This is a genomic window from Campylobacter showae (assembly GCF_963515975.1).
Classification (GTDB): domain Bacteria; phylum Campylobacterota; class Campylobacteria; order Campylobacterales; family Campylobacteraceae; genus Campylobacter_A; species Campylobacter_A showae_F.
Genome location: NZ_CAUPZM010000002.1, coordinates 99,872 through 119,464 on the forward strand (window position 1 = coordinate 99,872; position 19,593 = coordinate 119,464).

The window sequence follows — 19,593 nt, forward strand, 5'->3', positions numbered from 1 at the left end:
AATTGCCTCTTTTTTTAAAATTTGAAAGCGAATTTTACAAGTGTGAGCAAAGCGGCGGCAAGCTAACTATAAACCTAAAAAACGACTGGACCTACAAACTGCCGGCTCAAATTTGGACTCAGACGGCCACGCTCATCGGCTCAAGAAAATTTAACAAAATCATTTTAAATTTTAAAGACGTAAAAGAGCTTGATTACGCAGCGGCGCTGTTTTTTAAAAATACCTTTTTAAACGCTCGCAAAGAGTATGAGCTCGTAAATTTAAATCCGCACGCTCAAAAGATTTTTGATTCGATAAATAGCGAAATAAATCCCAAAATAAAGCAGATCATAAACGCCAAACCTCACGAAAATCCGCTCTCTCAAATCGGCAAAAATTTAACTGCGTTTTTTGCGGGATTTTGCGCATTTTTAAATTTTATGGGCGAGTTTTTGGTCAAATTTAGCAAGATATTTATGCTAAAAAATATCCGCGTGAAGGAAATTTTGGCTTATTTCGAGGATGCGGGCATAAAGTCGGTTTTTATCGTGTGCCTCACCTCTTTTCTCATCGGCATCGTGCTGGCATATCAGGGATCAAATTTGCTCGAGAGTTTCGGCGCCACGATAATAATCGTCGAGATGATGGGGCTTTTAACTCTGCGCGAGATAGCTCCGCTCATTGCCGCTATCATCGTGGCGGGGCGTCTGGCGTCTAGCTTTACCGCGCAAATCGGCGTTATGAAAATCACCGAAGAGATCGACGCGATGAAAACGATGGGATTTGATCCGTTTAAATTTCTCGTTCTGCCGCGCGTGATAGCTCTTATCGTTGCCATGCCTCTTATCGTGTTTTTAGCCGACGTGGCGGGGATTTTCGGCGAGATGGTCGTGATGGAAAACTACCTAAACATCAGCTTTGATAGCTATCTGGCGAGGTTTGGCCAAGAGGTGGATATCAAACACCTTTACGTCGGGCTTTTTAAGGCTCCGTTTTTTGGCGTCGTTATCGCGTTTATCGGCTGCATGAGAGGCTTTCAGATCAGCGGAAATACTCAAAGCGTGGGCACATATACGACCGTGAGCGTGGTGAACGCGATATTTGGCGTGATCATGGTGGACGCGCTGTTTTCGATTATTTTCACGCAGCTAGGCATATAAATGATAATAAAAGCGACTGATTTAACGACGAAATTTGGTGAGCGGGTGATCCACGACGGGCTAAATTTCCATGTAAACGAGGCTGAAATTTACGGGCTACTGGGCGGTAGCGGCACGGGTAAATCGACGCTGATGAAAACGATGATATATCTAAAAGAGCTAAGCGCCGGCAAAGTCGAGATGCTGGGGCGCGATCTATGGTCGCTAGACGAAGCGGCTAGGCAGGAGATAAAGCTCGCTTGCAGCGTGATGTTTCAGTTCGGCGCGCTTTATACCTCGATGAACGTACTGGAAAACATCTACATCCTGCTAAAAGAGTATAGCGGGATGAGCGAGCGATCGATGCGCGAGATAGCGATGTTTTGGCTGCAAAAAGTTGGCCTTAGCGAAAACGTCGCTTTGCAGTATCCAAGCGAGCTAAGCGGCGGTATGAAAAAGCGCGTGGCGATGGCTAGAGCTCTAGTGCTGAGTCCCAAAATTCTGTTTTTAGACGAGCCAAACTCCGGCCTTGACCCAAGTAGCGCTCGGGCGTTTGACGAGCTAGTGGTGGAGCTACGAGATACGCTTGGCGTCACGGTCGTGATGGTAACGCACGATATAGATAGTATTTGTACGATTTTGGATAGATTTTTGATACTTCAGGATAAAAAGATAGCCTTCGAGGGGACCTTTGAGCAGCTGATGCAAATGCCAGAAAATCCGCTCGAAGAGCTTTTAAAAACAAGGAAAAACGGTGGGAAATAAAATAAATTATACTTTGATAGGCCTCTTTTTCGTGCTCGTAGTGAGCGCGCTAGGTATCGCGGCGTGGTGGCTGGGCGGATACGGGAAAAAAGCCGATGATTACAGGTCGTATTTCATCAAAACTACAAGCCTGCCAAGCGGCATCAAAAAGGACTCCACGGTCAAATTTATCGGCGTAGACGCGGGCACGGTCAAGGATATCCGATTTGCCGACGAAAAAGAGGCGCTCATCGAGCTTGAACTCTCCGTAAGGAAAGACATACCGATAAGAACCGATAGCACGGCGTCTGCGGAGATACAGGGCATCACGGGCATCGGCTACCTAAACATCTCGCGCGGTAGCATGGACAGCCCGCTCTTTGATAAAAACGAAAAAGCCTACATCGGGCTTGAGGCGAGCTTTTTTGATAAAATCGGCGACAGAGCCGAGTATCTAACGAAAAATTTAGAGTCTACCTTTAAAAATATCAATAAATTTTTAAGCGACGAAAACGCTGCTAAATTTTCGTCTATCCTAGTTTCAGTTGATGAAGCCGCAAAAAAGATAAACGCCGGAAATCTCGATATAAACGCGACTATCGCAAACGCGAACGAGGTTTTGGCAAATGCAAATTTGACGCTAACCGAGCTAAAAAAAGCGCTAAAAAACGCCTCGGGCACGCTTGAGTTCGTAAATTCGTTTACGACCAAGGCCACGGACGCCGCGCAGGCGCTAAAAAATCTACAAACTGCGATAGCAGAAAAGATAAAAAGCGGCGAATACGACGTGAAAGACGCGCTAAATACGATTGGCGACGAGACGGAGAGGACGCTGCTTAGCTTCCAAAAGCTCATTTCGGATTTTAGAAATACCCTTTTTAGACTCGAGGACGACCCGTACGAATTTTTCTTTAAAGATACGCAGAAAAAGGACGAAAAATGAAAATTTTAAGCACGGTTTTAGCTCTGGCGGCGCTGTTTTTTAGCGGTTGTAGCGTTTTGGCAAAGCCTGCGCCTAGGACGAATTATTTTATGCTAGGTGGCGCGGAGGATAAATTTAAAGAGTGCGAAAATAGGCCCGAAAAAACGGTTTTCATCGAGGAGGTGCGGGTTTTTGGCGCGTACGAGAGCCGAGAAGTCCTAAAGATAGACGCAAACGGCGAGATCCGTCCGCTAAAAAATGTCAAATTTTTAGCGCTCCCAAGCGAGATGGCGAGGCGAAATTTGATCATAGCCGCAAGCGATCAATGCGCGTTTAAGCCGTCTTTTAAAAACGCGGACATAAGCGTAAAGTCAAATTTACTCACCCTTCAAATCAAAGATCAAAAAGCGCAAATTTCGATGATGTTTAGCTTTTTTAAAGACGGCAAAGAGCTAAAAAGCGTCGTGCTAAGCTCGCAAAAAGACGCAGGCGCGGACGAGGGCGAAATCGCGATGAAGGCGCTAAACGCCGCATTTAGCGAGGTTACGGACAAATTTTTGCAAGAATTAATCAAATTTTAGAGATAATCGCAAATTTTAAAGGAAAACGATGATAAAAGCGATCGAGGGCGTCATAACCAAAAAAGAGCCCGCAAATCTCATCCTAAAAACAGCAGGCGGCGTGAGTTACGGCGTAGCTATCTCGCTTTTTTGCTCGGCAAAGCTCGAGCGAGGCCAGAGCGTGGAGCTAAACATCACGCAGATCATCCGCGAGGATGCGGACTTGCTTTACGGATTTTTAGATAGCAACGAGCAAAAGATGTTTGAGATGCTGATAAAACTAAGCGGAATCGGCACTGCGACGGCGATGGCGGTGTGCTCGAGCCTAAATCCGAACGCATTCTTAAACGCGGTAAAAAGCGGAGACGCGGCGGCGCTACAAACGGTGCCGGGCATCGGCGCAAAGACGGCTAGACGCATCATCGCCGAACTTAGTGACGCAAAGATGACGATGGACGAAAATCTGCCTAGCCACCAGCACGAAGCGATCTTGGCGCTTGAGAGCCTCGGCTTTAAAAGAGAAAAGATAACCAAGGCGCTTAGCGAGTGCGACGCGCAAAATACGGGCGAACTCGTCAAACAAGCCCTAAAAAAACTAGCATAAAAAAGGAAAAGATATGAAATTTGCTGTGATATTCGGCGCTAAAAGCTACGAACACGAGATCAGTATCGTGAGCGCCATAGCCCTAAAAAAGGTGCTAAAAAATGAGCCTTTGTTTATATTTTGCGATAAATTTAGAGAATTTTACCTGATAAACGGCGCCGATATGAGGGCGAATTTTTTTAGCTCGGGCAAGTATAAAAACGCCAAAAAGCTCACTCTAAAACAGGGCGGATTTTTCGCGGGCGGGTTACTCGGCGAGAAAAAGGTTGAGGCGGATGTGTTTATAAATTTAGTCCACGGTATGGACGGCGAGGACGGCAAGATCGCGGCGCTGCTAGAGTTTTACGGCCTTAGCTACGTCGGCCCTCGCGTGGAGGCTAGTGCGCTAAGCTACAACAAGGAGCTAACCAAGCTGCTAGCGCAAAAAGCGGGCGTAAATACCCTAAACTACGAGGTTGTAGGCAGAGGAAAAGCGCCTAGCCTGCCGCTACCCATGATCCTAAAGCCACTTCGCCTAGGAAGCTCGATAGGAGTTAGCGTGATAAAAGACGCTAGCGAGCTAGAATACGGCCTGGACGTGGCGTATGAGTTTGACAAAGAGATCCTGGTAGAGCCCTTTATCGAAGGCGTGAAGGAGTACAATCTAGCAGGCTACAAGGCCGATGGCGAGATCAAATTTTCCATCATCGAAGAGCCTAAAAAGAAGGAATTTTTAGACTACGAGCAAAAATATATGAGCTTTTCAAACGAGAGCAGGGCGCGCGAGGCCGACATCGGCACAGAGTTAGCCGCCAAGCTAAAACAAAGCTTTGAGCGCATCTACAACTGCGGCTTTGACGGGGCGCTGATACGCTGCGACTTTTTCGAGATAAACGGCGAAGTCTATCTAAACGAGATCAATCCAAACCCTGGTAGCATGGCGAATTATCTATTTGACGATTTTGAGGGCACGCTTGGTCGCCTAGCCGCAAGCTTGCCAAAAGAACGCGAGATAAATATCGACTACAAATTTATCAACTCCATAACGTCGGCAAAGGGCAAGCTGTAAAGAGACGTCAGCATTTTTGCACGCCTATTTCTAGCAAATTTAACCGCTTTAAACGGCTTGCTTTTAGCGGCTTTTTTGTTTTATTGCTATTAAATTCTTTTAAATTTGACGGCTATTACGCTTGCTAGGCAAAATCGTGGCTTCTTTTTCTTAAAGTGCCGATTTGTAGGCCAAATTTGATTCGCTTATTTTCTCTACAACGGCTAGTTTCAATCAAATTTTACCATCCTGTTTTTTATACTCTCGCAAATTTCACGCCAAAAACATAAAACGCTCTAAAATAGATTTTTAAGAACATAATGCGCCATTATATTTTAATTTGAATTTAAAGATAATATGCTATATTTTACACAAAATTTTACGTAAAGAGCAGAAATGACTACTTTTAGCAAAGATGAAATTTACACGGCGACCGAAGTGGTGCGAAATTTTAGCGCCGTCTTGGGTAAAGTCGGCAAGGCGCAGATGAAGCGCGCCGTGATCGTCAAAAATAATAAATTTGAAGCCGTACTGCTAAACATGGGCGAGTACGAGCGCCTATGCGAGGCCGTCGAGGTACTGCAAAGCATTTATGAGGCTAAAAAACGAGCCGGAAGCGGCGAATAATGGCGGTCAAAGAGGTAAAATACGGCGGTAAAATTTACCGCATCAGCTACGAAATCGTAAATCCTGCAAACAAGGACGTCGCGCTATTTTTGCACGGTTGGGGCGCAAACAAAGAGATCATGAAAAAGGCTTTCGGTGCGTATTTTAAGGACTTTCGGCACGTTTATGTCGATATGCCGGGCTTTGGCGCGAGCAGTATGCACGGCGCGCTAGCGACGAAAGACTACGCAAAAATCATAAAATCCTTTTTAGACGAGCTTGGCGCGAACCCCAAAATCATCTTCGGACATAGCTTCGGAGGCAAGGTCGCAACCCTGCTAAATCCTGAATATATCGCGCTTTTAAGCTCGGCGGGCATCGTGGCTAAAAAGCCGCTTTGGGTGCGATTTAAGATCGCATTGTTTAAGTTTTTAAAGCTGTTCGGGCTTGGGTTTTTATACAAATTTTTCGCTACGAAAGACGTAAAAGGCATGAGCAAAACGATGTACGAGACCCTAAAAAACGTCGTTGACGAGGACTTTAGCTCTAAATTTGCAGACTTTGGCGGTAAGGCGTTTATATTTTGGGGCGAAGAGGACAAAGCCACACCCCTAAAAAGCGGCGAACGCGTGAGTCGCCTCATCAAAAACAGCGAATTTCACGCGCTAAAGGGCGATCATTTTTTCTTTTTACTCCACGCGCGCTATATCGAAGGCGTCGTGAACGCGGGGTTAAATTTGACGGACTTGGACGATGAAAGCGGGATAGAAAGCGTGAAAATTTTAAGTCCGAAAAACCGTGAAAATTTGAGCGAGGATGACGAGAGCGCCAACGAAAACGGCGATCTTAAAAACGCTACCGAGCAAAATTTGACGGAATCTACGCAAGAGACTTTGGAGCAAGAGGTAGCCATAAACACAAAAACCGTCTCTCAAAGCAGCCTTTTTGACGAGCAGTCGCAAAGCGGCGACCTTGTGGATCAAAATCCGCAGCTTGACGATATAAGCGCCAAAAACGGTCAAGTTTTTAAAGAAAATTTGTTTGACGGACAAGAAATCGCACAAAATCAATCGGAACCCAAAAATGGCGTTTTAAGCAGAGACGAGCAAAATCAAATTTTACCAAAAGATGAGCAAGACGCTCAAAAAAGCCCCAAAAAGCCTGTGCAACAAACGTTTGATTTAAACTAGCGCGCAAATTTTGTATTTGTGCTTTTGACTTAGTTATTAGCATTAAATTTATGCGGGTTTGGCGGGCCTGCATCAAATTTACGAGCTAAATTTAAGCCCAAAATCTGTAAAATCTAGGCTGACAAATTTGCGTTTTACGGCGTAAAAAACAAGGCGGATAAATTTGCTCTCAAATTTAACGGAAAAACTATCAAATTTACGTCAAGCACGCAAAAACAAACTGCAAAACGCTAAATTTGGCAAAAAATGGCGCAAACAAAAGCCCGCTTAAGTGAACCTAGGAGAAAAAATGAACGAAACCCTCATAAATATCGGCCTTGCCGCGACGCAAATTTTATTTACGTTTGCACTCGGATTTTATCTCATCACCTGCCTTCAGTGGTTTTCATACAAGTTTGAGCGCGTGCTGTTTCACTTCACTAGGCCGCTGTGGCACGTGTTTTTCCTCATCGTGCCGATCGTGCTTTTTTACGGGGCGGAGCGATTTTTCTGGATTTATTTTTACTTTGCGCTGGTGCCAAGCCTCACTCTTTGGCATAAAAAGCTTGATAAAAAGCTGGTTTTTACGCCGCGAGTCAAGCGATTTTTTGTTATCCTAGCGCTCGCGGTTATCGCTAGCTACGCCGTCTATCTCGCGACGCAGCACCGCGTAAATTTAGGCGTCGTCCTGCCGCTCGTGCTCTCTTTTGCGCTTAGCTTTTTGCTGGAAAAGGCTAAATTTAAGGCCTACGAAAACAGCGCGCGCAAAAAGCTAGCCTCGATGCCTGAGCTTAAAATCATCATGATAACGGCGAGTTTTGGCAAAACCAGCATCAAAAATTTCCTATTTGAGCTACTTAAAAATGACTTCGCCTGCCGCAAAACCCCTCGCAGCGTAAACACGCTAGCAGGCCTCATCCAAGACGTAAATAACGAACTTGCCGCCGGTACGCAGATATATATCGCCGAGGCGGGCGCGCGTCTAAAAGGCGACATCGCGCAGATCACGGAGTTTTTGAACCCGCAGATCGCGATCGTCGGCGAGATCGGCGCGCAGCATATCGAGTACTTTAAGACGCTTGAAAATATCCGCGCTACAAAGCTTGAAGCCCTTAACTCAAAGCGCCTAGAAAAGGCTTTCGTGCACAGTAGCACGCAGGCAAGCGAGGGCGAGAAGATAGAAATTTACGATAAAAACCTAAGCGGCGTGGAGGCAAGCTTGGATGGGGTCAAATTTAAGCTTGGAGAGAGGGAATTTAGCTCGCCGCTGCTTGGTAAATTTAACGCCGCAAATCTAGCCGCCTGCGTCAAAACCGCGCTATATCTGGGGCTAGACGAGGCCAGGATCGCCTCCGCTCTCTCGCGCCTAAAAAACGTCGAGCATAGACTCGAACGTATCGATGCCGGCGGTAAAATCATCATCGACGACGGTTTTAACGGTAACTTTAACGGTATGAGCGCGAGCTACGAGCTAGTCGGTAGCTACGAGGGGCGAAAGGTGCTCGTGACGCCCGGCATCATGGAGAGCAGCGACGAAGAGAACGAAAAGCTAAGCAAGATCATCAACAAGACCTTTGACATCGTTATGCTAACAAGCTCGCTAAACGCCGTCGCGCTACTAAAGCACCTAAGCAGGCCAAAAGTCATCGTCATCAAGGACAAATCAAAAATACAAGAAGCCCTAGCACAAAACACCAGAGCGGGCGATCTGATCCTTTTTTCAAACGACGCGCCGAGCTTTATGTAGGCGTAAATTTGGGGCTTGGGCGGCGCAGTTAAATTTAGCGGCGCTACTTCTAGCTACTCGAATTTGATTTGAAATTTAGTCCGCTTGCATCGGCGGAGATTGATTTAAAAAAATGCCTTTTCAAGGTGCAGGTTATGCCAAGCGCCGACTGCGGCATATGAAAGATAAAATAAGGCGGCTAAATTTAAACGACTTCAAATTTCACATCGGTCAAATTTGCCGTCAAATTTAAATCCCGGCGCTAGCCATCCCCGCCTCGATCAAAAACTGGCTGGGTTGGTAGTTTATCTTTTTGATTTTGTCGTATTTGGCATAGCTTAAAATCAGTTCGTCGCGCGCCCTCGTGACCGCTACGTAAAAGAGTCGCCGTTCCTCCTCGAGCGAGCCGCCCATGCTCATGAGTTTGAGGTTCGGGAAGCGATTTTGCGCGAGATCGACTACGAAAACGAGGTCAAACTCAAGCCCCTTTGATGCGTGCACGCTTAGCAAATTTACACCTTCGCCGCTGCTCATCTCGCTGCTGCCCAGAGTGATAAAGTTATAAAATTTCTCCGCCTCCGAGTAGTTTTTGGCTAGTTCGCCCAGCACCTCTAGCTTGCCCGCGATGCGCTCCAGGGCCTCTTTTTTTAGCGTTTCGTCGATGTTGCCGTTTTTTTGTGTGGCGCGCTTGGTCGCGAGGCTATCCGCGATGAGGGCGTAAATTTTGCTATTTTTGAGATCCTCTATCAGCGAGGTTGGGCGCGAGTGGCGTTTGGCGGCGCTTAAAAAGTTGTAAATTTCATACAAAAATTGCCCGCCGCTCTCGCTTAGTTTTTGCATTTTTAAAATCGGGTGCGCAAAAAAATCCTCGCAAAAGTTAAATTTAGCAAAGCGCGACTTCCCCCCGACCTCGTCAAGCTCGTCAAAAAGCCCTAGTTGGTAGTTTTTGGTTTTTTTAGCAAATGCCTCAACGCTCTCATCAGGCTGCAAAAATCCGCGCACGACGTCGCCGTGTCCGACCTTGCTTAGCACCTCGAAAATCTCCTTGCTAAGCGCAGCGCCCACGCCTTTTGCGTATTCGCACACGTGGATAAAGGCCATGATGTCTTTTGGGTTTATGAGGATGCCTAGCAGATCCATCGCAGCGCGCACCTCGCGGCTTTCAAAAAAGCTCACGCCGCCCTTGCGTTTGGAGCCGATACCCAGCTCTCGCAGCGCGACTTCTAGGCCGTCGGCGCTTGAGTTGTTGCGGAAGATGATGGCGATATTTTCTTGTTTATATTTCGAAACGGCGATGATCTGCGCGATGTTTGCGTACTGGTCGAAAAGCTCGTTGTAAACTAGCAGCTTTGGCGAAGTAAATTTACCCTCGCGGCCGACGACTAGCTTTTTTTCGTAAAGGCGCGGGTTGTTTGCGATGACTTTGTTGGCAAGGGATAGGATGGCGGAGCTGCTGCGGTAGTTGATGTTTAGCGCGTAAATTTTAGCGTCTGTGAAACGGTCCTTAAACGAGCCGATGATCTCGATGTTTGCGCCGTTAAAGGCGTAAATGCTCTGGTCAAAATCCCCGACGCAAAAGAGACTTTTTGTCTCAAAAGCGCTGATTAGCGAGCCTTGCAGGGAGTTCGTGTCCTGATACTCATCGACTAAAATTTCCTCAAATTTTAGCGGCGCGCCTTTTCTCAATTCGTTACGCATTTTGATAAGCAAGTCGTTAAAATCCGCATAGCCGAATTTGCTCTTTTCCTCCTCAAATTCGCGCAAAACGTCCTCATAAATCTCGGCATAAACGCCTTGTTCGTCGCTTCGCTCCTTTAGCCACTCGCCAAACGTTTGCTTTAAGGCTAAATTTTGATACAGCGAATACGCGTCGTAAAGATAGGCGCCCCCGTAAGGCTTAACGTCGCTTAGGTGGTTAAATTTGCGCCTCTCGACGAGCGATTTTAGTAGCGTTTTTAGCTCGCTAGGCTGCTTTAGCGTGACCGATTTTTCTAGAAATTTAAGCAGCGAATAAGAAACCGAGTGAAAGGTGCCCGCAGTGATGCGCGAGGTGATTTTTTTATCAAAATGTCGGTTTAGACGCTCGATCATCTCGGCCGCGGCCTTGTTGGTGAAGGTTAGAAGTAGGATTTTTTCGGGCTTTACGCCTAAATTTAGGAGATGAGCGATGCGCGCGACGATGGTGCTGGTTTTGCCGGTGCCGGCACTTGCTATGACTAGATTGTGTCCGGCGGGGGCGGTTGCGGCGGCGTATTGTTCTTGATTTAGTTTTGAAAGGGGCATATTTTCCTCGCGTTTAAAAGGGCAGATTATACCCAAACGGGCTTAAATTTATAAAAACGCAAAAGCGGCGAGGGCTAAATTTATTCGCCCCGCGTTTGCCGAGCGAGGCGAAAATTTAGCTGTTTTATTTTGGATTTAGTATTTGTTTTACTTCCTCGTCACTTAGTTCGTAGCGATAAAATTTAAGGTAAAATTTCTTCACTTCTTCTTCTAAATTTAACTCGCTAAAAACCTTCGGATAAAATATTTTAGCCAGCCAAAGCGGCTGCAAGGCGCCCTCGGCGCTTCTAACCGACCACAGATAAACTCCGCTAGGCACGACGAAAACGGCGTCCTCTTTGACCGCTTTTAGTTGTTTAAACGCGGGATTATTTAGGATTCTTTCCTTGCCTTCGCGAGAATTCGTGATGATGACGTCAGGGTTAAAGATGATAACTTGCTCCTCGTTTATCGTCTTTGAAATCTTAAAATCCGTCTCGTTGTCCTGCGAGCTTAAATTTACGCCGCCTGCGATTTTTATGTACTCTGCGCCGATATCTTTGCTGCTGATCGTGCTAAAATTTCCCGAGTTAAAATTTAGAGCCAAAACCCGCTTTTTATCCTTGATATTTTGAACTTTTTGGTTTACGTATTTTATATTTTCGTCAAAATACTCGTTAAATTCCTCCGCCTTTTTTACCGCATCGCCGCCTAAAATCTCGGCTATTTTGCTAACAGCGCCTTTTATCTCGCTAGCGTTGCTAAATTTATTAATATTTACGACCGCTATGCCGGCGGCTTCTAGCTGCGCTCTTTGATTTTCGTCAAATATCATACCGACGGGCCCAAAAACCACCTGCGTATTTGAGGCGATAATGCTTTCGGCGCTGCTTGTTAGCGAGCCGCTTACGTTATTCATCGTTTTTATTTTAGGAAAAATTTTACTCATCATTTCAGGCAGCCTAGCCGCGCCCGAGACGATTTTATCTTCGCCCGTTAGCATCGCGCTCATCTGCGTAAATGCTCCTATCATCGGCGTTACGCGCTCTACGTTATCAGGTATTTTTACCTCTTTGCCGCCGTCGTCTACTATGATACGCGCTTGTAAAAGACAAGCCGCAAGTATCAAAACCGTCAAAATTTTTCTCATTTTTTCTCCTTAAATGATGGGAACACAGGAATAAACGCTCCTGCCTTCGATCTGGTTTTTTACTACTCTTATATCGGCGCCGTAAGCGAGTTTTAAATTTTCATCTGTTATCGCTTCGCTAGCGCTGCCGCAGATGATGTTTTGATCTCTTTTTAAAAGCGCGACCTTGGCGTCTATATAAAAAGCATGCTCGGCAAAGTGCGAGGTCATGATGATTTTATGCCCGTTTGCCGCTAGCTCTTTTACGGCTTTTAGGATTTTTACTTGATTGCCGAAGTCCAAATTTGAAGCCGGCTCGTCAAGCATCACGGCGTTTGCCTCCTGCGCTAAAGCCCTTGCTATTAAGACCATTTGCCTCTCGCCGCCGCTGATATCGGTGTAAATTTTATCCGCAAATTCGCTCATTGCTAGCATATCAAGCTTTTGCATGGCGATATTTACGTCATTTGCGCTTAGATTTTCAAAAGCTCCGATATAAGGCGAGCGTCCCATCAAAACGACGTCTAAAACCCTAAAAGCAAAGGGCGGCGTGTGAGCCTGAGGCACGTAGCTAACGATCTTTGCTCGCTCTTTGTCGCTTAAGGCGAAAAAATCTCGCCCGTCTGCTAAAATTTCTCCGCCAAATGGCTTTAAAAATCCCAAAATCGTCTTAAAAACCGTCGTCTTACCCACGCCGTTTGGCCCGAGCAAGCATAAAATTTCTCCGTCTTTTAGCTCGGCGCTAAATTCCTTCACGACTAGCTTTTTGCCGTATCCGCAGCTTAAATTTTTTATCTCAAATTTCATAGCCAGCCCTTTTTGCTCTGATAAAGCAGGTAGATAAAAACGGGCGCGCCGATGAGCGAGGTGATGATGCCAAGGGGTATCTCGCTAGCCATCGCGCACCTTGCGATAGTATCGACTACTAGCAAAAATAGCGCGCCTAATAGCATAGAAACGGGCAGCAAGACGTTAAAATTCGCCCCGACGATAGAGCGGGCGATGTGCGGTACGATGAGTCCGACCCATCCTACTATACCGCAAAAAGCCACGCTAGAAGCCGTCAGCAAGGTAGAAGCGCAGATGATGATGAAGCTATAAAATTTGACGTTTACGCCCATGGCTTTAGCTTCTTCTTCGCCAAAGGCTAAGATATTTAGCCTAAATCTAAGCAAAAACAGAGGCACCGAGCAAAACGCCGTGACGCCTAGCATATAAAGGACGTTTTGATATCCTCCCGTGCGAGCTAGGCTTCCCATCAGCCAAAACGTGATCTCAGGCAGCTTGTTTTCGCTATCTGCTAGAAATTTTAAAAGCGAGCTAAAAGCTCCAAAAAGCGAGGATATAACGACGCCTGAAAGCACCATTATGATAACGTTTAGCTTGCCTCTGGCTATTAATTGGCTTAAAAAAACCACCGCAAAAACGGCGGCTAGTCCAAAGCCAAAAGCCGTTAGCGAAACGTAAAGCACGGGTAGGGAAAGTATGATAGCGATGCTGGCGCCTACCGCCGCGCCGCTAGATACGCCTAAGATATCGGGAGATACGAGAGGATTTTTAAAAAGCCCCTGATAGACCGCGCCGGATGCGGAAAGGGCGGCACCTACAAGCAACGCAAAGGCGATGCGAGGGAGTCTGATCTGCGTTATTACGGCGTTTGCTTGTTCGTTTTGTACGCTGGAGCCGGTTAGCAAGGAGTGTAAACTAGCAAAAATTTCAGACGCACTAAGGCTATATCTACCAAGAGTAAGAGAGATAAAAGCGCAAACTATCAGCACTACCGTTAAAACGATAAAAAGGGCTTTGTTATTCAAATTTTACCTCGCTTACGTCATACCACATCGCGTAGCTTTTCGTCGTGCGGTAAAATTTAACTCCGCCCTCATCTTTTACTAGCCATTTATCCACGTTTTTTCTAAAAATTTTCTCTTTTTCTTTTGGGATCTCGCCGACGAATTTTAAAAATTCGTAAGCCTCATCCTTGCTTGCAAAGCTCTTTTCATAAATTGTGTCAAAGATACGCACGTTTACGTTTGCGCCCAGATCGTAAAGCATATTAAAGGTGACGTTGTAGCCAAACATCCTCGGGTTTTCGTTTATAAAAGGCGGACGTTTTGAAGCTCTTTCGTCGATACCTGCAAGCAGATCCATCCAAATTTCTCTAAGACTTGGATAATCTTCCAAAAAGCAAGTTATACATACGTATTTTTTTGCTGCGTCGTTTAGTTTTTTTATATCGCCAAGACCGACCGAACGCGAGGCGACGACGACATCGTGCTTACCGATTATTTCTAACGCATCTTTGTCTAGCCAGCTTTTCTGTAAAAAATTTATATTTTTTACGTCGGCATTTTCGGCGTTTTGCTTGCAAAATTTAAGCATCCCGCCAAATGCATCAAGCGCGGTTAGGCTTTTGGCTCGCCTTGCCATCGGTACGCTAAGGCGCCCTGGTCCGCAACCAACGTCTAGTACGCTATCTTCGGACGTTATCGGTAAAGCATCCGCTAAAATTTGCGCGCTATGTTTTTCAAGCTCGGCCATGCCGTTATACATCTGGGCTATTTCATCCCAATTAACCGCGCTTCCGCCGGCTCCGTTTCGCGTCATCGGGGCAAATTTAAGCTCCCTGATTGCCTGCCAGTTTAGTAGTCCTTGCATTTTTTCTCCAAAATATTTAAATTTTAAATTTTGAAGCCGAATTAAAATTTGACTTCAAAATTTGAAGGTAAAATTTTTAAAATGACAACTAGGTAAATCGCTGCCGAATTTAAAGGCGCTCGCGAGACATGCCGCTAAAATTTAACTTCAGCCGATAGCATAAACGTTCTGCTCTGTCCTAAAAAAATACTTGTGCCAGCACCCGTCGTAGTTCCGTCGATATTTGACGGGAACATTCCGACCCAGTACTTTTTATCAAATACGTTATTTACGTTAAATCTTAGCGTAGTTTGCTTGCCTAGCCACTCTTTGGTCACGTAGCGGATGCCAAGATCGGTCGTAAAGTACGCAGGTACAGCATTTACGTTGCGCTGATCGGCGTAGCGTTTGCCCGTGTAGTGTAAATTTGCGCTTAGGGCTAGCTTGTTTGTATTTGGCACGACGTAGTCAAAGAGTAAATTTGACTGAACTTTTGGTTCGCCGACCACGATCTTGCCCTGCGCGTAGGCTTGTTTTGCCTTTTTTAGCTTCGGCTGTATTAGCGCGACGCCGCCCATTACGCTAAGATCGTTTGTTATCTTGCCTCCTGCGGTAAATTCTAGGCCTCTATTTACCTGCTCGCCTTGGATGCTATACTCGTTGTTGTCGCCTAGATAGGCTATCGGGCGTTTTATCTCATAAAGTGCCGTAGATAGGTCGATATCCTCTATCCTGGCTTTTGCGCCGATCTCGTATTGCTTGCTTCTAAACGGCTTTAAAACGACCGTTTCGCCGTATCTTGGATTGGTTCTTTCATAAGTATAGCTTGAGCCTGCTTGCAAGCTGTCTGCATACGTTAAGTATAGGCTTACGTTTTCGATAGGGCGATAAATAAAGCTCGCCGCATAGCTAGTGCCGCTCTCATCGTACGTTTTTACGCCCGTTTGCTTGTTTTTGTTCTCAAAGTTGCTTCTAGCCGCGCTTAAAATGACGCTAAAGTAGTCGTTTAGCTTTATATCGTCGGCGATAGTTAGGTTTTTCATAGAGCTTTGGCTACTTTTATAAGCTCCGCTACCTTTTGCTACGTGCGGATTTGAAAAAGTTTTTGGATTATATAAATTCGAGTTGCCCAAATTTGCTCTTCCGCCTGCGGTTTTAGCGCCGTATATCGTCCAGATATAGCCGTTTGCCTGCAAGCCGAAGTTGTGCTCTATACCGAACGTCTCAAACTCGGTCGTAGCTTTAGCAAACCAGCTTTGTACGTCAAACCTGCTTGCCGCGCCGTTTCCTCCACTAGCCGCTACGCTAAAATCTCCGTTTTGATTCGTAAAAGTTTTGCTCGTGCCGTACATATCGCGGATGGCTTTTTGCCACTGATATCCGCCCTCAAAATACCAACGCTCTGTCGGAGCGTATTTAAATTTAACGCTAGCGGTCGTAGTTTTTAGGTCGCTTCCCGCCCACTCTTGCTCTAGGCCCGCTTTCGTATTTTTTGTAGCGTCCGGTATAGCAAAGTTTAAAACGCCGTTTCTACCCGGCACCGAAAAGCCGCCGGGTATTCCTAGCATTTTGTGTTTGTAGTAGCTAAAATTCGTCTCGATAGTAAAATTTTCGGTTAGATAAAAATCAAGCCCTAGGCTAGCTAAATTTCTTTCGTAGTCGCTATTTTTAGCTTGCTTTGCGCCGTCGCTCTTGTAAAACACGCCTCGGTAGCCGACGTACTGAAATTTATCCGAAGTATCCCAGCCTACGCCGAAATTCGATCTGCTCGTATAATCGGCCCAAAACGTGTTTGAAAACGGTACCGGGCGTTTTCTAGTGTAGTTAAAGATACCCGCCGGATCTTGTCCGCCATAAAGCGAGCCTGCAAGACCGTTTTGTATCTGAAGCCCCTCAAACATATACATAGGTATGGCCGTAGTAGAAGTAGCGTAAAAGCCGTCCCAAAGCACGTTACCTACGACTGAGCCCTGAAAGCCGCGAGTCTGGGGACGACCGACCTCGACGCCGCCTCTTGCTTGAATTTGCGCCGAAGGAAAGTATTTTACCGCGTCCTCAAAACCGGCCACGCCTTGGTGGTTCATCGCCTCAATCGACATTGTATTTACCTGATAAGGCATATCAAGCACCTTTTTGCCCGCTAGCGGACCGCTGGCGACGCCTTTGTTTAGTATGCCTTCGCTGATGCCGCTTTCACTTATGTTATCGCCGACGCTATTTACCTCGACGCCTTCTAGCTTGATCGTCTCGGCTGCGTTTGCTTGCACCGAAAGTAGCGCTAAAACCGCACATGCGGTGACTGAAATTTTAATTTTCATTTATGCTCCTTTGTAAAGTGTTAAAATATTTATTTTTATATTTAAATAAGCCGATGTTACATCTTGTTACCTTAATATGCAATTTATATGTAATATATTTTTTCAATTTAATGAATTTATGTTTACTTTTATGGATGCGTTTGGTTAAATTTGTTTTTGTGAAATTTGAGAAAATAAGGACGTGCGAAGGTGCTAAATTTAAAGGTAGTGTTGTAAGATAAATTTTATATCAAGAAGCGTTGCAAATTTGAATGTAAGGCAATAAAGTAAAGTATCGCGAGACGGCTTTGATGGTTGCGAAGAAAATTTTCTACCGAAGATAGAACACGTAGTTCATCAAGGGAGATTTCTAGCTCCATTAAAGACGCTCGCGAGACAAGCCTTAAATCAAATTAAAATTTAACTTCGGCCGATAGCATAAACATCCTACTCTCGCCCAGGCTTAGCCCGTTAGCTACGCCAAGAACGCTAGCGCTGGTGCCTGCGCCGTCGGCGCTAGCAGGATACATACCCGCCCAGTATTTTTTGTTAAATACGTTATTTACGTTAAAGCGCAAAGTGGTTTGCTTGCCTAGCATCGCGCGGCTAACGTATCTCACGCCAAGATCGGTGACGAAAAAGCTAGGCGTAGCCTGCGTGTTTAGATCGTCGATATACATCTTGCTCGTGTAGTGGAAATTTGCGCTAAATGCGAGCTTTTCGGTATTTGGAACGACGTAGTCAAATAGCAAATTCGAGTTTAGCTTAGGCACGCCGTTTACGACCTTGCCGTTTGCGCCTTTTAGTAGCGGATTTTTAAATTTAGAATTTATAAGCGTAAAGCCGCCTAGAACGCTTAAATTTGAGGTGATTTTGCCGCCGCTCATAAACTCAAATCCAGTGTTTACTTGCTCGCCTTGGACATCGTATTTGCCGCTACTGCCGACATAGGCGATAGGGCGCTGTATCCTAAATACCGCCGAGCTAAAGTCGATCTCGTTTATGCGAGCTTTGGCGCCTATTTCGTATTGTTTCGAGCGGTACGGTTTTAACGTGCTGGTCGTGCCGTCGGCGTTCGTGCCGGTGCCGCCTTGTTGCAAGCTATCGGCAAAGGTAAAATACGTGCTGACGTTTTCGACCGTCTTATAAACCAAGCTCGCACCGTAGCTAAGGCCTGATTCGTCGTATTTAGTCACGATAGGCTTTAGCTGTCTTTGCGTCGCGGTTATGGCCGGGCGAGTGCGCTCTTTTATCCAGCTGTTTGAGAGGCTTAAAAGCAAGCTAAAGTTATCGTTTATCGTGATATCGTCTAGCACGGAGATATTTTTCATATCGGTCGTGCTTAGTTTATATAAATTCGAGCCTTTTTTTGAGTTTGGATGCGGGAAAATTTTAGGATCGTTGATATTTGCCGAGCCGGCTTTCGTCGTCGTGCTTAAATTTGAGTAGCGATACTGCACGTATCTATATCCGTTTGCCTGCACGCTAAAGTTATGGTTTAGCCCCCAGGTATCAAAGTCCGTGACCGCCTTTAGATAGCCGCTAGGTAGATCAAATCTATACGCCGCGGTCGCTCCGCCGCTGTGATAGGTATCGTAATTGCCGTTTTTATCGGTGATTCTATTTACGACGCTGTGTATATGTCGATCGGCTCGCTGGAACTGATATCCGCCTTCAAAATACCAATCCTCGCTCGGAGCGTATTTAAATTTAGCGCTAGCCGTCGTCGTTTTTAGATTCATACCGCCGTATAGCTGACCAAGTCCGGGAGTTTTGTTATCTACGGGATCAGGCAGCTTTAGGTCGTTTCTGATCATGCCGTCTTTTACGTAAAGCGCAAAAAGTCCCGCAAATCCGTGAGTGTTGTGCTCGTAGTAGCTAGCCGCAGTCTCAAACGTAAGCGACTCGGTCGGATAAAACTCGAGCGTGAGGCTGGCTAGGCGGCGCTGGTAGTTGCTGCCTTTTACCTGTTTCGCGCCGTCCGAGCCGTATACGACCGCGCGGTAGCCTACCTTGTCAAATTTCATCGAGCTATCCACGCCTAAGCCGAAGTGCTCGCGCGAAGCGTAGTCCGCCCAGATGCTGTGCTCGTTATCTACCGGGCGTTTTCTCGTGTAGTTAAAGACGCCGACCGGATTTTGCGGGCCGTAAAGCGAGCCGGCAAGACCGTTTTGTATCTGCAAACTCTCAAACATAGCCATCGGGATCGCCGTAGTCGAGATAGCGTAAAAACCGTCCCAAAAAACGTTGCCCACGACGCTGCCTTCAAAGCCGCAAGTTTGCGGACGACCGACCGTGGTGCCGCCTCTCATCTGCACTTGCGCGGACGGGAAGTACTTCACCGCCTCCTCAAAGCCGGTCACGCCCTGGTGATTCATCGTTTCTTTCGTGATCGTGCTTATCTGATACGGCGTATCTAGTACCTTTTTACCGGCTAGGATCCCGTTTTTGCACGTTTTTGGTTAGGATGCCTTCGCTGATACCGCTCTCGCTGATGTTATCGCCGACGCTATTTATCTCGACGCCTTCTAGCTTAACCGTATCGGCGGCGTTCGCCTGCGCCGTAAATAGCGCCAAAACCGCACATGCGGCAACTGAAAATTTAACTCTCATTTAGACTCCTTTTTAGTTTTATGCTACATTTGCATAACGCGCGTATGTTACAAACCATTTACTTAATACTAAGTTAAAATTATATATTGATATAATTTATATTATTATATTTTTAATTTTTTTCAGGCGATTTTTTAGCTAAATTTGAAATTTATGAACGCCCGATTAACATCTTTGTA

15 protein-coding genes and 1 pseudogene are annotated in these 19,593 nt (G+C 46.0%); 9 read left to right on the forward strand and 7 right to left on the reverse strand.

Annotated features, from left to right (window positions below; translation table 11 throughout):
* Positions 1-2 precede the first annotated feature (2 nt).
* From RWM02_RS01235 to RWM02_RS01275, 9 genes are all read left to right on the forward strand, one after another.
* A complete protein-coding gene (locus RWM02_RS01235) occupies positions 3-1,139 on the forward strand; it encodes an MlaE family ABC transporter permease (protein WP_314068589.1) in 1,137 nt (378 codons plus the stop codon).
* Positions 1,140-1,883 (forward strand): ABC transporter ATP-binding protein, encoded by a 744-nt coding sequence (locus RWM02_RS01240; protein ID WP_314068590.1) that lies wholly within the window; start codon positions 1,140-1,142, stop codon positions 1,881-1,883.
* A complete protein-coding gene (locus RWM02_RS01245; protein WP_122862964.1) occupies positions 1,873-2,805 on the forward strand; it encodes an MlaD family protein in 933 nt (310 codons plus the stop codon). The genes RWM02_RS01240 and RWM02_RS01245 overlap by 11 nt, the downstream gene beginning before the upstream one ends.
* A complete protein-coding gene (locus tag RWM02_RS01250) occupies positions 2,802-3,365 on the forward strand; it encodes a hypothetical protein (protein ID WP_314068593.1) in 564 nt (187 codons plus the stop codon). Before RWM02_RS01245 ends, RWM02_RS01250 begins: the two co-directional genes overlap by 4 nt.
* Before the next feature lie 28 nt (positions 3,366-3,393).
* Positions 3,394-3,948 carry a Holliday junction branch migration protein RuvA gene (gene ruvA, locus RWM02_RS01255; RefSeq protein ID WP_314068594.1) on the forward strand — a complete coding sequence of 185 codons (555 nt, stop codon included), beginning with the start codon at positions 3,394-3,396 and terminating at the stop codon, positions 3,946-3,948.
* A 13-nt stretch (positions 3,949-3,961) separates the two neighbouring features.
* Positions 3,962-4,996, forward strand: a complete 1,035-nt coding sequence (locus tag RWM02_RS01260) for a D-alanine--D-alanine ligase (RefSeq protein ID WP_314068597.1) — start codon at positions 3,962-3,964, stop codon at positions 4,994-4,996.
* A gap of 375 nt (positions 4,997-5,371) precedes the next feature.
* A complete protein-coding gene (locus RWM02_RS01265; protein WP_002947827.1) occupies positions 5,372-5,602 on the forward strand; it encodes a type II toxin-antitoxin system Phd/YefM family antitoxin in 231 nt (76 codons plus the stop codon).
* Positions 5,602-6,771, forward strand: a complete 1,170-nt coding sequence (locus tag RWM02_RS01270; RefSeq protein WP_314068599.1) for an alpha/beta fold hydrolase — start codon at positions 5,602-5,604, stop codon at positions 6,769-6,771. The genes RWM02_RS01265 and RWM02_RS01270 overlap by 1 nt, the downstream gene beginning before the upstream one ends.
* A 289-nt stretch (positions 6,772-7,060) precedes the next feature.
* Positions 7,061-8,497 carry a UDP-N-acetylmuramoyl-tripeptide--D-alanyl-D-alanine ligase gene (locus tag RWM02_RS01275; protein WP_314068601.1) on the forward strand — a complete coding sequence of 479 codons (1,437 nt, stop codon included), beginning with the start codon at positions 7,061-7,063 and terminating at the stop codon, positions 8,495-8,497.
* A gap of 228 nt (positions 8,498-8,725) precedes the next feature.
* Here the strand turns inward: RWM02_RS01275 and RWM02_RS01280 are convergent, their stop codons facing one another.
* The 7 genes and pseudogenes from RWM02_RS01280 to RWM02_RS01310 form a co-directional block, all read right to left on the reverse strand.
* Positions 8,726-10,759, reverse strand: a complete 2,034-nt coding sequence (locus tag RWM02_RS01280) for an ATP-dependent helicase (protein ID WP_314068603.1) — start codon at positions 10,757-10,759, stop codon at positions 8,726-8,728.
* A 124-nt stretch (positions 10,760-10,883) separates the two neighbouring features.
* A complete protein-coding gene (locus tag RWM02_RS01285; protein WP_314068604.1) occupies positions 10,884-11,888 on the reverse strand; it encodes an ABC transporter substrate-binding protein in 1,005 nt (334 codons plus the stop codon).
* A 9-nt stretch (positions 11,889-11,897) separates the two neighbouring features.
* Positions 11,898-12,674, reverse strand: coding sequence for an ABC transporter ATP-binding protein (locus RWM02_RS01290; RefSeq protein WP_314068605.1), 777 nt, complete (start codon positions 12,672-12,674; stop codon positions 11,898-11,900).
* A complete protein-coding gene (locus tag RWM02_RS01295) occupies positions 12,671-13,681 on the reverse strand; it encodes a FecCD family ABC transporter permease (RefSeq protein ID WP_314068607.1) in 1,011 nt (336 codons plus the stop codon). The genes RWM02_RS01290 and RWM02_RS01295 overlap by 4 nt, the downstream gene beginning before the upstream one ends.
* Positions 13,674-14,525: a class I SAM-dependent methyltransferase gene (locus RWM02_RS01300; RefSeq protein ID WP_314068608.1), complete on the reverse strand. Its 852-nt coding sequence runs from the start codon at positions 14,523-14,525 to the stop codon at positions 13,674-13,676. The genes RWM02_RS01295 and RWM02_RS01300 overlap by 8 nt, the downstream gene beginning before the upstream one ends.
* A gap of 134 nt (positions 14,526-14,659) precedes the next feature.
* Complete coding sequence (locus RWM02_RS01305; protein ID WP_314068610.1) at positions 14,660-16,822, reverse strand: TonB-dependent receptor; 2,163 nt, start codon at positions 16,820-16,822, stop codon at positions 14,660-14,662.
* A gap of 392 nt (positions 16,823-17,214) precedes the next feature.
* A pseudogene (locus tag RWM02_RS01310) lies at positions 17,215-19,414 on the reverse strand (TonB-dependent receptor).
* Between the last annotated feature and the right edge of the window lie 179 nt (positions 19,415-19,593).

What these genes read in the sequence shown, in the direction of transcription:
- RWM02_RS01305 (WP_314068610.1), bottom strand. Translation starts at nt 16,822, where the DNA reads ATGAAAATTAAAATTTCAGTCACCGCATGTGCGGTTTTAGCGCTACTT.
- RWM02_RS01240 (WP_314068590.1), top strand. Translation starts at nt 1,140, where the DNA reads ATGATAATAAAAGCGACTGATTTAACGACGAAATTTGGTGAGCGGGTG.
- ruvA (WP_314068594.1), top strand. Translation starts at nt 3,394, where the DNA reads ATGATAAAAGCGATCGAGGGCGTCATAACCAAAAAAGAGCCCGCAAAT.
- RWM02_RS01280 (WP_314068603.1), bottom strand. Translation starts at nt 10,759, where the DNA reads ATGCCCCTTTCAAAACTAAATCAAGAACAATACGCCGCCGCAACCGCC.
- RWM02_RS01270 (WP_314068599.1), top strand. Translation starts at nt 5,602, where the DNA reads ATGGCGGTCAAAGAGGTAAAATACGGCGGTAAAATTTACCGCATCAGC.
- RWM02_RS01300 (WP_314068608.1), bottom strand. Translation starts at nt 14,525, where the DNA reads ATGCAAGGACTACTAAACTGGCAGGCAATCAGGGAGCTTAAATTTGCC.
- RWM02_RS01265 (WP_002947827.1), top strand. Translation starts at nt 5,372, where the DNA reads ATGACTACTTTTAGCAAAGATGAAATTTACACGGCGACCGAAGTGGTG.
- RWM02_RS01275 (WP_314068601.1), top strand. Translation starts at nt 7,061, where the DNA reads ATGAACGAAACCCTCATAAATATCGGCCTTGCCGCGACGCAAATTTTA.
- RWM02_RS01285 (WP_314068604.1), bottom strand. Translation starts at nt 11,888, where the DNA reads ATGAGAAAAATTTTGACGGTTTTGATACTTGCGGCTTGTCTTTTACAA.
- RWM02_RS01260 (WP_314068597.1), top strand. Translation starts at nt 3,962, where the DNA reads ATGAAATTTGCTGTGATATTCGGCGCTAAAAGCTACGAACACGAGATC.
- RWM02_RS01250 (WP_314068593.1), top strand. Translation starts at nt 2,802, where the DNA reads ATGAAAATTTTAAGCACGGTTTTAGCTCTGGCGGCGCTGTTTTTTAGC.
- RWM02_RS01290 (WP_314068605.1), bottom strand. Translation starts at nt 12,674, where the DNA reads ATGAAATTTGAGATAAAAAATTTAAGCTGCGGATACGGCAAAAAGCTA.